The 14903-nt window shown below is 41.1% G+C and carries 15 protein-coding genes; 4 read left to right on the forward strand and 11 right to left on the reverse strand.

Features of this window, described 5'->3' with window-relative positions; all coding sequences use genetic code 11:
- Positions 1–36: 36 nt before the first annotated feature.
- The 7 genes from KW060_RS10900 to KW060_RS10930 form a co-directional block, all read right to left on the reverse strand.
- Positions 37–561 (reverse strand): hypothetical protein, encoded by a 525-nt coding sequence (locus KW060_RS10900; RefSeq protein ID WP_249034856.1) that lies wholly within the window; start codon positions 559–561, stop codon positions 37–39.
- A gap of 16 nt (positions 562–577) precedes the next feature.
- Complete coding sequence (locus KW060_RS10905) at positions 578–1291, reverse strand: ParA family protein (RefSeq protein WP_249034857.1); 714 nt, start codon at positions 1289–1291, stop codon at positions 578–580.
- Between the two features lie 221 nt (positions 1292–1512).
- Positions 1513–3330 (reverse strand): aminodeoxychorismate synthase component I, encoded by a 1818-nt coding sequence (gene pabB, locus KW060_RS10910; protein ID WP_249034858.1) that lies wholly within the window; start codon positions 3328–3330, stop codon positions 1513–1515.
- Positions 3331–3405: 75 nt separating this feature from the next.
- Complete coding sequence (locus KW060_RS10915) at positions 3406–4344, reverse strand: aldo/keto reductase (protein ID WP_249034859.1); 939 nt, start codon at positions 4342–4344, stop codon at positions 3406–3408.
- A gap of 26 nt (positions 4345–4370) precedes the next feature.
- On the reverse strand, positions 4371–5663 hold the full coding sequence (locus tag KW060_RS10920) for an NTP/NDP exchange transporter (RefSeq protein WP_249034860.1): 1293 nt from the start codon (positions 5661–5663) through the stop codon (positions 4371–4373).
- Positions 5664–5779: 116 nt separating this feature from the next.
- On the reverse strand, positions 5780–6607 hold the full coding sequence (locus KW060_RS10925; RefSeq protein WP_249034861.1) for a flagellin: 828 nt from the start codon (positions 6605–6607) through the stop codon (positions 5780–5782).
- Between the two features lie 156 nt (positions 6608–6763).
- A complete protein-coding gene (locus tag KW060_RS10930) occupies positions 6764–7738 on the reverse strand; it encodes an FAD:protein FMN transferase (RefSeq protein WP_249034862.1) in 975 nt (324 codons plus the stop codon).
- Positions 7739–7896: 158 nt separating this feature from the next.
- Between KW060_RS10930 and KW060_RS10935 the strand changes: the two genes are divergently transcribed.
- Genes KW060_RS10935 through KW060_RS10945 form a run of 3 tightly spaced genes read left to right on the forward strand, consistent with a single transcriptional unit; the run spans position 7897 to position 10612 of the window.
- Complete coding sequence (locus tag KW060_RS10935; RefSeq protein WP_249034863.1) at positions 7897–9225, forward strand: hypothetical protein; 1329 nt, start codon at positions 7897–7899, stop codon at positions 9223–9225.
- Between the two features lie 12 nt (positions 9226–9237).
- The gene (locus KW060_RS10940; RefSeq protein ID WP_249034864.1) at positions 9238–9783 is read left to right on the forward strand and encodes an FMN-binding protein; all 546 of its coding nucleotides are present in this window, start codon (positions 9238–9240) and stop codon (positions 9781–9783) included.
- Between the two features lie 19 nt (positions 9784–9802).
- Positions 9803–10612 carry an undecaprenyl-diphosphate phosphatase gene (locus KW060_RS10945; protein ID WP_249034865.1) on the forward strand — a complete coding sequence of 270 codons (810 nt, stop codon included), beginning with the start codon at positions 9803–9805 and terminating at the stop codon, positions 10610–10612.
- Between the two features lies 1 nt (position 10613).
- On the opposite strand, the gene KW060_RS10950 is transcribed toward KW060_RS10945, so the two are convergent.
- From KW060_RS10950 to KW060_RS10965, 4 genes are all read right to left on the reverse strand, one after another.
- On the reverse strand, positions 10614–11513 hold the full coding sequence (locus tag KW060_RS10950; protein ID WP_249034866.1) for an alpha/beta hydrolase: 900 nt from the start codon (positions 11511–11513) through the stop codon (positions 10614–10616).
- A gap of 18 nt (positions 11514–11531) precedes the next feature.
- A complete protein-coding gene (locus KW060_RS10955) occupies positions 11532–12845 on the reverse strand; it encodes a hypothetical protein (RefSeq protein WP_249034867.1) in 1314 nt (437 codons plus the stop codon).
- A gap of 61 nt (positions 12846–12906) precedes the next feature.
- Positions 12907–13329: a hypothetical protein gene (locus KW060_RS10960; protein WP_249034868.1), complete on the reverse strand. Its 423-nt coding sequence runs from the start codon at positions 13327–13329 to the stop codon at positions 12907–12909.
- Positions 13330–13355: 26 nt separating this feature from the next.
- On the reverse strand, positions 13356–13961 hold the full coding sequence (locus tag KW060_RS10965; protein WP_274757246.1) for a cytochrome b/b6 domain-containing protein: 606 nt from the start codon (positions 13959–13961) through the stop codon (positions 13356–13358).
- 294 nt (positions 13962–14255) lie between these two features.
- Here KW060_RS10965 and KW060_RS10970 point away from each other — a divergent pair, with 294 nt between their 5' ends.
- Entirely contained in the window at positions 14256–14903 is a 648-nt protein-coding gene (locus tag KW060_RS10970; protein WP_249034870.1) for a (2Fe-2S)-binding protein, read from the forward strand.

Here is a 14903-nt window from a genome sequence, read left to right on the forward strand (position 1 = left end):
AATTCCAATCGAGTTAACTGATATTAATTTTTGTTTTTACTTTAAACAGTTACAATCACTCATATTACACATTTTTTCGCTTTGACACAAATATTTTTGTAAAGCTTCTGAGATAACTTCCTGGCAGCTTTTACGCGTGTGAGCCGCAAAAATCTTAAGCTTTAGATGTTCTTCGTGTTCCATCCGCAGTGTCATTGCAATTCTTTTTGACGCTTTTGCAGATTCCGCAGAAACTGTTTTATCGTCTTTTACCACTTCTGCCTTTACAGGTTCAGCGACCCTTTCAAGTGCCTGTGGCTTTTTACTAACGCTTTGAACAGCTTTGTTATACTGTCTTTGCGTTAAATTATTGATTTCTTTTACCGCATCAGCCAAGCGTTCATTTTGGTCAAGTGGTTGATGTTGCTTAATATCACTTGCCGGTGTTTTCTTTTCAGTCGCCTGTTTAAACTGATCCATTACTTGAACATTTAAATGATGATCAATATGCGCCGGTTTTGCCGTACCTTTACGTGCCAATAACATTCCAGAAAGGCGTGCTTCTCTTTTTACTGTACCCATTTGCCTATTCCTTTACTTATGCTTCTACTTGACGACGACCAAATCCTGCTGCTTGTGCAGGTGCACGTCTTAATTGACTTGCTTGATGCTGGAATACAATTCTTCTGAAATTCTTTTCCAGACGGTCATTGACATATTCCCAAAGACCTTCGATCTCTTGCGATGATTTTGATTTGGGATTGATTTCCATAACGGTTCTGCCGTCAATCATGCTTGATGCAAAATCCGTACGTTGGTGAATAACAGACGGTGCGACTGTTCCGTGCTGTGAAAGCGCGATTGCAGCATCGCTAGTAATTCTTGCACGAGGGGTAGCAGAGTTAACAACAAACATAAATGGCTTGTCGCTTCTATCCGCAAGTTCAACCGTTGCACCAGCAGCACGAAGATCATGCGGGCTTGGACGCGTCGGGATAACAATTAAATCTGAAACCGCAATAACGCTTTGAATAGCGAGGGTAATGGCCGGTGGCGTATCAATAATCGCCAATTTAAAACCCTGTTCACGCAATTGATCAAGATCCGACAAAAGTCTTGAAACATTTGTCTGCGCAAATGCAGGTGTCGGCTCTTCACGCTCATTCCACCATGCTGTTAAACTTCCCTGTGGATCAGTATCAACAAGTACTACCGGACCTGGACCCGCAAGTTCCGCCTGAACAGCCAAATGGCCACTTAATGTTGTTTTTCCTGAACCACCTTTTTGTGATGTCACTGCTAATACACGCATAATTTTACCCCGCGATACGGTTTATGTTCATGTAACGATTGAAATGCCCAAAACTGAATACTAAAAAAACAACTAAAATCAATTGCTACGATTAGATGTAATTATGCACAAAACATATTAACATTTCGTAAAATGATTAATTTCAATAAAATATATAAGTATTTGAAAATAAAGAATAAAAATTTTGAAAATTGATCAAATTTTAACCATTTCGATTAAATTTAATCCATCATTAATTGAAAATTAACCCTTTGAAGCCCTCTAACCGCATTTGCGACATAAACCTCATCCGCCGATTCTATATCAGTGATGTAAAGCGGTTTTTCAATACATTTAAATTGCTGACTTTTCAGCAAATAGTCACGGTAAACACCACCGAGCAACCCGCAATTAACGGGGGGAGTATATAATATTTCGCCCTTTTTCACAAAGATATTCGTATAGCTTCCTTCCGTGATTTCACCATTTTCATTTTGAAAAATCACATCATGACAGCCATATTTTTCTTTATATTTCAAAAGCTGCTTTTGGTAAAAATCACGCAGAGTGGTTTTATGTTGCAGCAAAGTGTTATTGCTATTTATCCTTTCATCAGAAAGAACGACTATCAGGTCGGTATCAACACAGGAATTCATCATCCGAGATTCTATCGATATATTGCCACTTGATGATACTAACAGACGAACTTTAAAATATTCATCATCCTCACATGATAAAAACTCGGCATGTTCCATTAATTCTTGTCGTATTTGTTCAATATTAATTTGATACGAAAAATAATCAGCCGATTTCTGTAATCTGGTTAAATGTTGCTCAATAAAAGGATACCCTTCATTCGGGGACCATTTAAGACTTTCTATCAAATCAAAATCAGGATGCTCTTTGGTGACGAATGATGCCTTTAACAAACATTCATCATATTCTTTTTCCGCCTCTGAATCCGCGACAATGCCGCCCCCGATTCCGAGTTCCCCGCACCCGTCTGCATCAATTGTTAATGTTCTAATGGGTACGCTAAAGCACATATCACCGTCTGGTGAAAAGTATCCAATCGCACCTGTATAAATACCGCGCTCTCGTTTTTCCAGTTCGGCAATTATTTCCTGCGACCTTATTTTCGGCGCCCCGGTAACCGATCCGCACGGGAAAACTGATGTCATGACGTCAACTGGATGAACATTATCAGCAACCACCGCTTTAACCGTGGATGTCATTGTAAATAACGTTCTGTATTTTTCTACTTCGAATAATTTGGGAACATTAACGCTTCCCGCTTTCGCCGTTTTGGATAAATCATTGCGTAACAAATCAACGATCATCAGGTTTTCTGCTTTATCCTTTTCTGAATTAGAAAGCCTGTCTTTGAAAATAATATCCTCTTCGGCGTTCCTGCCTCGCGGCCCAGTTCCCTTCATTGGTTTTGCGGTTAATTCATTACCATCTTTACGAATAAACAGTTCAGGACTTAACGAAAGAACAGTTAAATCATCCGTTTCAATAAAGGCTCCATATTCAACTTGCTGCGCCTTTCTAAGAGCAGCGAAAAATGACCTGGCATTCCCTTCAAACTTAAAATCTGCTTTTTGGGTATAATTAACCTGATAAATATCACCGGATTTCAAGTAATTTTGTATTTGGTCAAAATCTGTTTTATAGGCATCCCGGTTTTTGCTTAATGATAATTCCTGCAATGAATAAAAACCATCGTCATACTGTTTCCAATAATCATCTGTGTCTTTAGCATTCAATATTTCAGGTACTTTAAACACCCCCATCTGCAATAATGGGGTTTTAAGATTGCTAGGCAACAACGCATTCAATTTATCTTCAAAACAAAGTCCCGCTTCATAACTGATAAATCCGGCCACATAAAACCCATCAGATAATAATGATTTTATTTTTTTGAGTGACGCTTTAAGTTCTTCAGGTGTTTTCGCAGTGATAATATCAATAGGATTGTCAAATACATACGATGCTTTACCTTTTACACCGTATTTATTATTTTCCAGCCTTATGGAAAATTTACCTTGGTTTTTCATTACCCTGCTCTTATTCATTAAAAAAGGCGTGGGATAAACCACGCCTTTCCATTCTTACAACTGTTTTCTTTTAAATTAAAGTGCTTCGATGAAATCAACCATTCTTTTGCGTTCTGTCTCTGTCGGAAGACGGCCACGTAAAGCGCCAACATTATCAACTACGTGATAATCATTGACAGTCCCCGGAATAATCACCGTTACTTCTTCTCGGCCCAGAATATATTTAAGGAAGAACTTGCCCCAACTATCTACCCCGAAATCTTTTGACCATTCCGGAATTTCAATACCTGCGCCAGCGGTTGGGCCAAATAATCTGCCACGGGCAAACGGAACATTGACCATAACCGCCACCCCATGTTCACGCGCCGCAGGAAGCACACGATTTTCGATGGATTGATTAAGCAGGTTATAATGGCATTGAATGAAATCAATTTTATTGTTTTCAATAACCTTTGCAGCCTCATCATTTAAACTATCCCTGAAATGAGTAATCCCGACATATTTGACTTTCCCCTCTTCACGAAGGCCATTGATGGTATCAAGATGTGCATCCGTATCTTTTAAGTTATGAACCTGCAATAGTTCCATTTTATTGGTTCTCAAGTCCTCGAATGATTTATTATTTTGATCAATCCCCTCTTGCTTGCCCATGATACTTATTTTTGTGGCAAGGAAGCATTTATCACGCGCGCCCAGTTCATCAAGCGCACGACCAACAACTTGTTCTGCATTGCTATAAGTTGGTGATGTATCAATAACAGTTGCCCCTTCACGGAATAATGCCGCAATCGCATTTTTGCGCTGATTAAAATCCTGACTTAAATCCCCGAACGTCATCGCTGTCCCAAGGCCAACGGCTGGGATCATTTCACCACTTGAATGGATCGGACGGTGTAAAAGGTCAGAACTTTGCGCATTTGCAACAGATGCACCAAGTCCCGTTGCCGCAAGCGCACCCGTTGCTGCCGCTGCACCCGTCAATTTAAGAAATTCTTTTCTTGTTAAGTCAGTCATTGTTCTCTCCATACATTTTGAATTTTTTATTCTGTCATCTGCTTTGTTTCTTGTTCTTCATGAGACCGGCCAAGCTTCCAACCGAGTATACCCCAAAGAGCCGCTATTGGCACGCCGATGGCTGCTATTTTCGCAATTGACATTCCCATGCCGGAATTCAACAAATTATATACCCATCCATTGGCCACATCCCCGCCACGAAAAACCACTGTGTCGATGAAATTTTTTGATTTATATTTTTGTTCTCTTGTCACCACGCTAAACATATTTTCACGGCTTGGAACAAACATACCATATTCAGATGCACGTCTAAATATTTGGAAGATAATAAAAGTACCAATAGTCGGTGAAATAGCCAGTAGTGCAAATCCCACAACCGTTATAATCGGTAAAATGATGATCCCTGCTTTAACCCCATAATTGGAAAGCAATGGACCTGATATAAAAAGCTGAAAAACCAAGGCACCGATTGATACATATAAATCAATCATTCCAAATATTTTCACCCGTTCATCGGTATCCGAATATGCATTATAGATAAGATCGCCTTGTTGAAAATAAGCGATCGTCGCCGTTAACGACAATATAAACACCATTGTCGCAACACCCATCAGGTATCTGGATTTTAGGATTTCTGTGACCCCGCCAAGCATGCCCCCACCAATAGCTTTCTCACTATCAGTTTGCGTCCCTGCCAAGTCATCCTTACGCAAGCCGACAAGCTTAAGAACACAAAAAACCGAAAATACCAGAACACCTGCAGATATCAGTAAAAGACTATCCGTCCCCACTGTGCCGGTTAAAAAGGTTACTATAATCGGCCCGACAATTCCGCCGATCGTCCCGCCTGATGCAATCATGCCGAATAACATTTTACTGTCACCGGATTTGTAAATATCAACCATGAAGCTCCAGAATACGGACACTACAAACACATTAAATACACTAAGCCATACAAAAAACACTTGTGCAACAACATCCATGCGAATGTCATTTGCAAAAAAATACCAAAACAACAATATGTTCAGGACAAAGAAAATATATACATAAGGGATAAATTTATGCCGCGGAAACCGTGATACCAACGCACCATAAATCGGCATCACACCAAGCATCACAAAAAAGGTTCCTGTGAATAACCACGGAAGGAAACCAACACCACTCGCGATACCCATTGCATCACGAATGGGTCTTAAAATAAAATAAGCGGTTAGAATGGAAAAGAAGTATAAAAACGACCAAATGAACGCCGCGCCTTCTTTTTCGAAGACAGATTTAAAATTATTAATCGTTGTTGCAACACGTCCCTGTCCACCCATTTGATCTCCCTTTGTATTTTTATTTTATACGCAGGAACCTCCCCGAACCTTGCGCATAATGATGTTACGTTATTACAAAAGGCTAAAAAGATCAAATAACGGCTTTGTGATCAATACTATCCAAACAAGTTCAAAATGGACTGCGGTGCCGAATTTGCAATTGATAACGCCTGAACGCCAAGGTTCTGTTTCACCTGCGTCGATTGTAAGTTCGCACTTTCCCTTGCCAAATCAGCATCCACCAGATTTCCGATACCTACTTCAATTGTATCGGCAATTTTTTCAGCGAATACTTTCTGGGATTCAAGCGTTTTACTGCCCGCACCAAAGCGTGTCAGCACTGCATTCACATTGGCAAGTGAATCGTCAACATCGGTAACCGCCGCCGTAGCATCCGTGATTGTCGTGATTGATTGGGTCGCACTGATTACTACATTCGCGCCACCTAAAGTGAGGTTTTCGTGAGCAATAGTCACTTTTTGCTGCCCATCCGGACTTGTAATGGCCACAAGTTCATCTGTCCCACTGTCAATAAGGTTGGTTCCGTTAAATTCTGCATTGGCAACAATTGTCGTAATCTGATCACGTAAAGCGTTAAAATCCTGTGATAATGCTGTACGGCTTTCTGAATCCAGACCAGCATCAGCGGCGGCAACTGCTTTTTCCTTCATTTCAATAAGTAAATCCGAAATGGAACTTGCGGCCGCAAGCGCAATATCCGCCGTACTAATTGAACGGTCAATACTTTGCTTTACGGCATTATAGCCCCGTAAATCACCACGTAGTTTCTGTGCAATTGAATATACGGCAGCGTTATCTTTTGCACTGGCTACTTTTAAACCAGTATTAATTCTGGTTTGAATTTGTTCTAGCTCCATCGTGGAATGATTTAAGTTTTGAAGCGCGCTTAACGCACTCGCATTTGTGTTAACGGAAAAAGCCATATCATGTCCATTTCTTGTTAAGTTTGTTTATCGTTATAATCAATAAACAAACCATGCAAGATATGTACCAAACACCATTATCACCTAACTCTTTGTATTATAATAATTTTTTATTTTTTCAAGATAAAAATTACAGGGCATTTATTGCCTTGGTGGTCAAATCCAGACTACTTCACCATCACGCATGGTTAATCTGACTTTTGCATGTACCAATTCAGAAACACGTTTGATATCATCCATAGTCATAGCGGAAAACGCCGTTGAAAGTGCATCTGCAGTCGTTGCATCATCAGCCAGAACCGTAACAGAAGCATAACTTCTTGTGCTTAACCCCGTTGCAGGATTAAAGATATGATGGTTTTCGCCGCTGTCTTCAAACACGGTGCCATACCCCCCTGATGTGGCAAGCCCTCCTTTATGAAAATCCACAACATCCGCCACAGATATCTGATCAAATGGATCAAGCAGACCAATGCGCCATGGGGAACCGTCATATTGCGCCCCAGTGGCCCCATATTCGCCAATATCCACCAGCGCATGGTTATACCCACGATCATTCAGTAAACTTAACACCTGATCGGTAATATATCCTTGTGCTATTCCATTTGATGAAATTGCCATACCTTTACGTTCGAATGATACGGATGATCCCTCAATATGTATTTTGTCTGATCCAATCAGGGGCAATATGTTAGAAACTTCCACATCAAAATCACTTGATCTATCGCCCGCGAAATATCTATCATAGAAATTCCATAATGGTTGCACTGTAATATCAAATGCGCCTTTGGTAATCCTGCTCATTTCTTTTGATGCATTAATAAGATCGATCATTTCCGGTGATGCATGATCAATTTTACCAGCCTCATTCAACCTTGAAATTTCTGAAGTAGGATCATAAAGACTGAATATTTTTTCCAGTCTTTTTATTAATTCTACAGCATCCTGAATAACAGCATCAAATTCGAATTTGTCATTCCCATATAGCTGAATACTGCTGTCTGCACCAAGGGCATATCCTTCCCAGATAAAAAGCTCCTGAGTCGTACTTTTTCTGTCACATCCATGAAGCAAAAACACCCCCATAGTCACACCAAAAGCTTTAAAAATGTCTCTTCTTGTTTGATCCATATCAAAAACACCAAAAAAATGTACTTTTTCGTTAAAAAACCATTGCCAAAGTTTTTAATAATGATTATTAGTATCGCAATTATTGAGAATCATTATCAATATTAATTATACATCTTTTACAACAACTGAATTAATTTTAAAAACTAATTGGACATAAAATGAAAATCCGCTCTTTAAAATCCGCATCTTCACTTCTTGCGATGTCACTTATGATGACTGCCTCCCCATCATTTGCGCAGGAAATGCCAAGCCAAGCCGAAATGTGGGAAATGATCAAAAGACAGCAAGCCCAGATCGAAGCACTGCAAAAGAAACTTGGTGAAACAGAGCAAGTTGTCGCTGAAACAAATGAAAAAGTCGAAGAGACAGAACAAGCCCTTGAAGCAACAGTCGTTGCCATGGAAGAAGGCATGGTTGCCGCACCAGCAGCAACAGGCGCACCAGTAACAAACAATGCCGGATTAAGCACAATGGGCCCTAGAAGAACGGGTCGTTTCACATTCCCAACAGGCACATCTGTTGGTGGTTATGGTGAATTACATTGGAATGGGGGAAACGCGGACCAAATCGATTTCCACCGTTATGTAATGTTCTTCAATCATGAATTTAACGATCGTATTCGCCTATTCAGTGAAGTTGAAATTGAACATTCCCTTGCTGGTGACGGAAAACCAGGTGAAGTGGAAATGGAACAAGCCTTCATCGAAATCGATGTTACAGATAATTCATATGTTGATATTGGTCTTCAACTTGTCCCTGTTGGTATTCTTAACGAAACACATGAACCAAACACATTTTATGGTGTAGAACGTAACAACGTTGAGAAAAACATCATCCCGACCACATGGTGGGAAGCTGGTATTAAATATACACAGAATGTTGGTGACAACCTACGTTTTGAAGCAATGCTTCACTCTGGTCTTGAAACACCAATTGACAGCTTTAAAATCCGTAGCGGTCGTCAAAAAGTGGCAGAAGCAAACTGGAAAAACGCAGCATACACAGGCCGCATGACTTGGATGCCTGCATCTGGTGTTATCCTTGCCGCAACACTTCAATACCAAAGCGATCTGACACAAAGCTCAATCACACCAACATCAGCAACACTGTTTGAAACACATGCTGATATCAAACGCATGATTTCTGATAAGAACGAATTTGGTCTACGTGCCCTATACGCACAATGGAACCTGAACAGCGACGAAGCAGAACTTATGGGTAAAGACATCCAACGCGGTTGGTATATAGAACCATCACTTCGCCACCATATCAACGCTGATCAGTCTATTGGTTTCTTCGTGCGTTACAGCATGTGGGATAACACAGCTGGAAGCGATATTGATACTGCCAACAAACAGACATCATTCGGTGTTAACTATTGGCCTCATCAACGCGTTGTGTTAAAAGCAGACTATCAGATTGACAACTATGCCAATGTTGATAGCGAAGACAACCGCTTTAACCTTGGTGTTGGTTTCCAATTCTAATAAAGGAAAAACATGAAAAAGTTAGGCATAATTGCAGCAATTTTCGTCGTACTCGGTACAGTTAACGCTAGTGCACAAGGGACATTCAAACCCGCTGAACGCGTTTACACAAAAACGAGTGATTATGTAAAAAGCTTTTTTAATGGCGAAACCCCGAAAAAAGCCACCGTCTGGGTGATCGGGGATCTTCGCGATAATATTACAGAAGTCCTTAACGGTGCCGACAGTACACCTGTTCGGTACCGTTATTGGCGCGATGGTGGCAGAACGCTTTGGGTGTTAGAGAGCGTTGCCCGTACAATGCCGATTACCGCCGGTGTCGTTGTTGAAAACGGGGAAATCTTAGATATTAGTGTACTGGTATATCGTGAGAACCGCGGTTATGAAGTGCAAGCCCGAAACCACCGCGTCCAATATGTTGGCGCAGTACTTAAAGACAGCAATACTCTTTCTAATCCGATTAACGGAATTTCCGGCTCGACACTATCGGTTAATTCCATGAAACGTATGGCACGAATTGCCCTTCTGCTTCATAATGATGTAACATCAGATAGTTAATGAGCACGGGGGGAATTTTTTGAGCCTGCTGCAAATCATAGTCCTTGCCATCGTACAGGGAATTACAGAATTTTTACCGATCAGTTCATCCGGTCATTTGATTTTGGTACCTGAACTCACCAACTGGCCTGATCAAGGTTTAATGATGGATGTGGGAGTTCATGTGGGAACACTCGGCGCCGTGATCCTTTATTTCCGAAACGAGGTCGGACGACTTTTTAAATCATTTTTCAAACTGATTACTTTCAATAAAGAATATGATGCACTTGATCGTAATCTTATGTGGATGATCATTCTTGCGACCATTCCAATTGTTGTTTTTGGCGGTGCTGCATCCGCGCTCGGATTAACCGATGTTTGGCGTACTATTGAAATCATCGGTTGGACATCAATTATATTTGGTGTGGCTCTATATTTTGCCGACACGAAATGTGCGGACAAATTAAACCTTGATAAAATCTGTTTCGGTCATGCTTTAATTATCGGATTTGCACAAGTACTTGCCATAATCCCGGGAACCAGCCGTTCAGGCATTACCATGACAGCGGCACGTGCGATTGGCTTTAACAGAACAGATGCAGCAAGATTTTCAATGTTGCTATCCATCCCGACTATACTTGCTGCGGCAATCTTACAGATTAAAGACCTGATCGAAGTTGGCAATGTGACCATCGGTACGGACCTGCTTCTTGGTGCGGCGCTTTCATTCGTCGCAGCCCTACTTGCCATTGCAGGATTACTGAAATGGCTAGAGAGTTCATCAATGACACCGTTTGTTATCTACCGCGTGCTGCTTGGTATTGGCTTGCTTGCTTTCGTATACGGATAAATTATTTATCGATCCACTGCATAAAATTAACGGATGCATCAATCAGTCTGTTACGTGATTTTTCCAGAAGCGCTGCATGATCACCACCTTTTAATACCACCCATTGTTTATGGGCATTTGGCAATTTAAGGAATAAATCCGCATGCGCATCATCATGGGTTAATGGGTCATGTTCCCCGTCCAGTAACAACACAGGCATCGGAAGTTTTGTACCGTCAACCTGATTATATTGATGCTGGTAATGCCAATCCATACGAACCGGGTCGGCCTCAAGTGAATGTCTTACATATTCATCAATTGCTTTTTGGCTGATTGAACCCGGCACGATGAAATCACTTGCTGCTGCTTCTGCGGTTGTTTTTTCACGTGGTGGTTCTGTTCCCGGAATATCTTCAGGATATGTTGCACCAAGCGGGAATGGGTATCCAAATAATGTCAGGCTTTTGATATTATCGGGGTATTGTTGCGCTGATAAATGTCCAAGCATTGACCCCATTGACCAACCCCATAAATGGATATCATCACCAGTACGGTCTTTTAACCATTTAATAACAAGCGAGATATCTTTTGATGATCTGTTCGGCGTATTCCAGCCTGTATCATCACGTGGGGTTTCACCGTATCCACGCGCATCCATCGCCCATACGCTATAGCCGCGTTCATTAAATCCGTCCATTAAGGAAAGATCTTCACCGTCCACCTGTAAATCGAAATCTGGTAAAGAGCTCCACGTCCTACCATGATGAAGCAGAATCACACCCTTTGGGTTATCAACCGATTTTTCCCATACAGCAATTGGATGACCATCAGCCATAACCGTATGCTTTTTGGCATAATCCGCCGCCACTGCTGAGTATGTAATTAAAAATGGTAATATTAATAAAATTCTCAGCAGTTTCATGGTTTCCCTCTCATCTTTTTATTCTGTGGTGTATGCCCAGTTTCTGGCTCTCATATAATTATGAATGGGCATTATATTTTCAACGACATCTTCGCCCGTATCAATATTCAGTATCAGCACATCATTTTTATGCAGTTTATCGATATTGGCAAGTGTTCCTTTTTCAAATACGAACACTTTCGCATTTTCCATACCCTGATCTCCAGTTTGCATTTTCTGGTTATCATTTGATGAACTAAGCGCCGCCTGGACAATCATTTTTTCATTAGAATCTTTTAAAGACTGAATATTGTCATTAAGATTATCCTGATTAGCAAGGTTGCTGCCGATCGGCCCTTCAACGGCTTTATTATTCTGTTTTAAATCACCGTCATCCGGATTTCTATAAGTCAGTGATATTGATTTAACATCTAATTCTTCACCAATTGATACACCGACATCACCATCAACACTGGTAAATAAAGTGCAGGCAAACGTTCCAGCGTTCCCGCCACACCCTGGATATGATATTGCCCAATTAAGCGGTTTATCATTACGCGGTCTATAGGCCGTCCAATGGGTAAAATCATTGGCAGGGCGACTATACGGAAACCCACGTTCATCCGCGTCTGCCCCTTCAATAAAAGCTACGACCGTTTTTTCCAGATTAAAATAATATGATGTGATATCACGCAGTCTTATTTTTGCCTGAACACCACCAAGATTATCCGGCGCGCCGCTGTTGATCACGGCAGAACTTTCAAGATATTGAATAGTTTTGTTTTCTTCAGCGACCTTAAGAATTGAACTTTCATATTCGTCCCATTCTTCCTCGGTTGCTTGATTTAAGTAATTTTCTTTTACTTCCTCGTACATATTATCAAGTAGCGCCCAATCATCCGCAGACAGATAATTCAATAAAAGACCCGCTTGAATTTTGCCTTCACCGCGGCTTTGCTCATCAAGCAAATGAATTTGTCTGGCAAGCAGGATGTGATTGACCATGTTATCCATTGCTTGTTGCTGGGCGATATTAACGTACGCTTCAAGCTCGGGTGCATTACAGGACATGCGACGTGCAAAAATACGGGCTTCTTTTTTAAATTTTTCCACCTGATCCATGTTGCCGGCAAAACTATTGTTCGCAAAAACGATCTGGCCGTTTAGGGCCTCTGCCTCTAATCTAGAAAGCATGGGACAATGTTGATTATATTCTTCAACGATGACCATTGCCTGATAATTTTGGAAAAGTTGCGCCTGCTCTGCATTTTGCGCATATGATGAAACTGCCCCGGTCATAATCGTTCCCGCAATCATAGCGGAAACCATATTTTTATATTTTGCAATATTCATCAAACGAACCTTAAAATTATTGAACTCAGCAAGCTTAAAGATCAAATGTGGCAAAAATGAATTAGCACTTCATCGCGCGGGAAAGTGATGTTAATGCCTCATCCAGAAGGAAAATATCTGTAAGCAGCGCACGAATATGGATCGTCGCATTCAGATTATCAACAACCTGCGAACCGATTGATGGTAACGAAAGAACAATATCAACCGCCATTTTTGATTTTTTGGCATCTGCTCTAAGAACATCAATATATTCGCGGTAAAGCGGTGCACTTTCTTTTGCGAGATCATCAATAATTGCTTCGAAATCATCAGCAACACTGGCAAGACCAGATTGCATTTGCGTCAGGTAATCACGAATTGAAACCGTACCACCACCTGTATATTCGACATCACGGCCCTGCGCCGCATAGGCAAGCAAAAATTCATAGCCCGCTTCGATGTCATTAATGGATGTACGTAGTTTTTCGTTTAGTTCTACACTCATAATATTCTTTCAATCTATATAATTAATTATACATTCCAGCGGTCTGGATCATGGTTCTTTTCATATTCTTCTTTTGTCATCCAACCCTTAATCATTGACCTTAGGTACATTGCTTTTTCTGGACGAAGTGAGAAATAAACATGCATCATTACCGTACTGACAAACACAAGCGTTGAAAAGCCGTGAAGCACATATAAAACACCCCATGTATCAGCGCTAAAAATAAACGGATCACGTTCCCAAAACGGCGTATCTATTTTAAGAAGCATCAACCATCCTGTAATAAGTGACACAAGACTTAAAACCATGATCGCAAAATGCATAAGCTTTTGTTCCAGCGAATATTTTCCACCACGAACCTTGCCACCATTTTCAATAAATTCTTTAAAATCAGAAGGGCTGATTTTCATGGCTTTTAATTTTGGAAGCGATAACGAACGCACAATATGAATAAGGACAGCAATCGTTAGTGCAACGCCCGAAATCCAGTGCGGTTCAATCCATTCAAATTGAATACCCAGCACAGGTGATAATCCGGTAAATAAAAGCACCAGTATACTCGCTGCCATAATCCAGTGAAATAGTCGGCTTATTCCACTATGGCGAATGACTCTTTCGTTATTGTCTTCCATAGGTTAATTTTCGCTATAAAAATAGCGCCTTTTTTTTGTGTTGTCCCGTTATTTTGCATCTAGACTTACTAGAATTCAAGTTATATAGTTACATTTACCTCATAACGGGAGGCGAAAAATATCTCAAGGAAAAATATAAAAATATTCAAGAGATATGAAAACATCGCATTTACAAGGGCTCTTACACCAATATCCTCAGGTTGGTGAGATTGTCTTTGTCGGGGCATTTTTTATCTCTGTTGAATATTTTTCAACAAACTGTGTAGAAATACTAATGTGGAGGAGCACACTTTTATGCAAAATAAATTCAGATCAGATCGCTATGATCCGACGGGTAGCACCGAAAGGGATGATGTTTCAAGACGTCATTTCATCAAAGGCGTAATTGCCGCTGGTGCTGTTGCGGGCACAGCGACCATGGTCACCGGCTGTGGAGGCAGCGGTGACAGTTCAGGTGGCAGTGCCGCCGGATCAGTGGAAAGACTTATTACCTTAAACGTGAATGGCATGGCCCGTAATGTGGATGTTGCCCCTAACGAAACACTTTCACATACACTTCGTAACAAACTTGGTCTGACTGGCACAAAAATCGGTTGTGACCGCGGTTCATGCGGCGCTTGTACTGTTATGATCGATGGCACAACAGTGAACAGCTGTTCTGTACTTACACACACAGTTCGTAACGATGAAGTCACAACAGTAGAAGGTGTCGGCGGCGGTAATGGCCAGCTTCACGCAGTGCAGGAAGCCATGATCGAAGAACTTGCGCCACAGTGTGGTTTCTGTACACCTGGTCAGGTTGTTTCCGGTGTGGCTCTTCTTAACCGTAATCCAAACCCATCACGCGAAGATGTTCGTCAGGCGCTTGCCGGCAACCTATGTCGTTGTGGTGCTTATAACAACTATGTTAACGCAATTGTTAAAGCAGCAGGGAGAGCATAA

It is taken from the genome of Pseudemcibacter aquimaris, assembly GCF_028869115.1.
In the GTDB taxonomy this organism is placed as follows: domain Bacteria; phylum Pseudomonadota; class Alphaproteobacteria; order Sphingomonadales; family Emcibacteraceae; genus Pseudemcibacter; species Pseudemcibacter aquimaris.

Bases quoted from the DNA above. Each gene is read 5' to 3' on its own strand.
- KW060_RS10935 (WP_249034863.1), top strand. From the start codon at position 7,897: ATGAAAATCCGCTCTTTAAAATCCGCATCTTCACTTCTTGCGATGTCA.
- KW060_RS10900 (WP_249034856.1), bottom strand. From the start codon at position 561: ATGGGTACAGTAAAAAGAGAAGCACGCCTTTCTGGAATGTTATTGGCA.
- KW060_RS10950 (WP_249034866.1), bottom strand. From the start codon at position 11,513: ATGAAACTGCTGAGAATTTTATTAATATTACCATTTTTAATTACATAC.
- KW060_RS10955 (WP_249034867.1), bottom strand. From the start codon at position 12,845: ATGAATATTGCAAAATATAAAAATATGGTTTCCGCTATGATTGCGGGA.
- KW060_RS10970 (WP_249034870.1), top strand. From the start codon at position 14,256: ATGCAAAATAAATTCAGATCAGATCGCTATGATCCGACGGGTAGCACC.
- KW060_RS10940 (WP_249034864.1), top strand. From the start codon at position 9,238: ATGAAAAAGTTAGGCATAATTGCAGCAATTTTCGTCGTACTCGGTACA.
- KW060_RS10930 (WP_249034862.1), bottom strand. From the start codon at position 7,738: ATGGATCAAACAAGAAGAGACATTTTTAAAGCTTTTGGTGTGACTATG.
- KW060_RS10925 (WP_249034861.1), bottom strand. From the start codon at position 6,607: ATGGCTTTTTCCGTTAACACAAATGCGAGTGCGTTAAGCGCGCTTCAA.
- KW060_RS10905 (WP_249034857.1), bottom strand. From the start codon at position 1,291: ATGCGTGTATTAGCAGTGACATCACAAAAAGGTGGTTCAGGAAAAACA.
- KW060_RS10965 (WP_274757246.1), bottom strand. From the start codon at position 13,961: ATGGAAGACAATAACGAAAGAGTCATTCGCCATAGTGGAATAAGCCGA.
- KW060_RS10915 (WP_249034859.1), bottom strand. From the start codon at position 4,344: ATGACTGACTTAACAAGAAAAGAATTTCTTAAATTGACGGGTGCAGCG.
- KW060_RS10960 (WP_249034868.1), bottom strand. From the start codon at position 13,329: ATGAGTGTAGAACTAAACGAAAAACTACGTACATCCATTAATGACATC.
- KW060_RS10920 (WP_249034860.1), bottom strand. From the start codon at position 5,663: ATGGGTGGACAGGGACGTGTTGCAACAACGATTAATAATTTTAAATCT.
- pabB (WP_249034858.1), bottom strand. From the start codon at position 3,330: ATGAAAAACCAAGGTAAATTTTCCATAAGGCTGGAAAATAATAAATAC.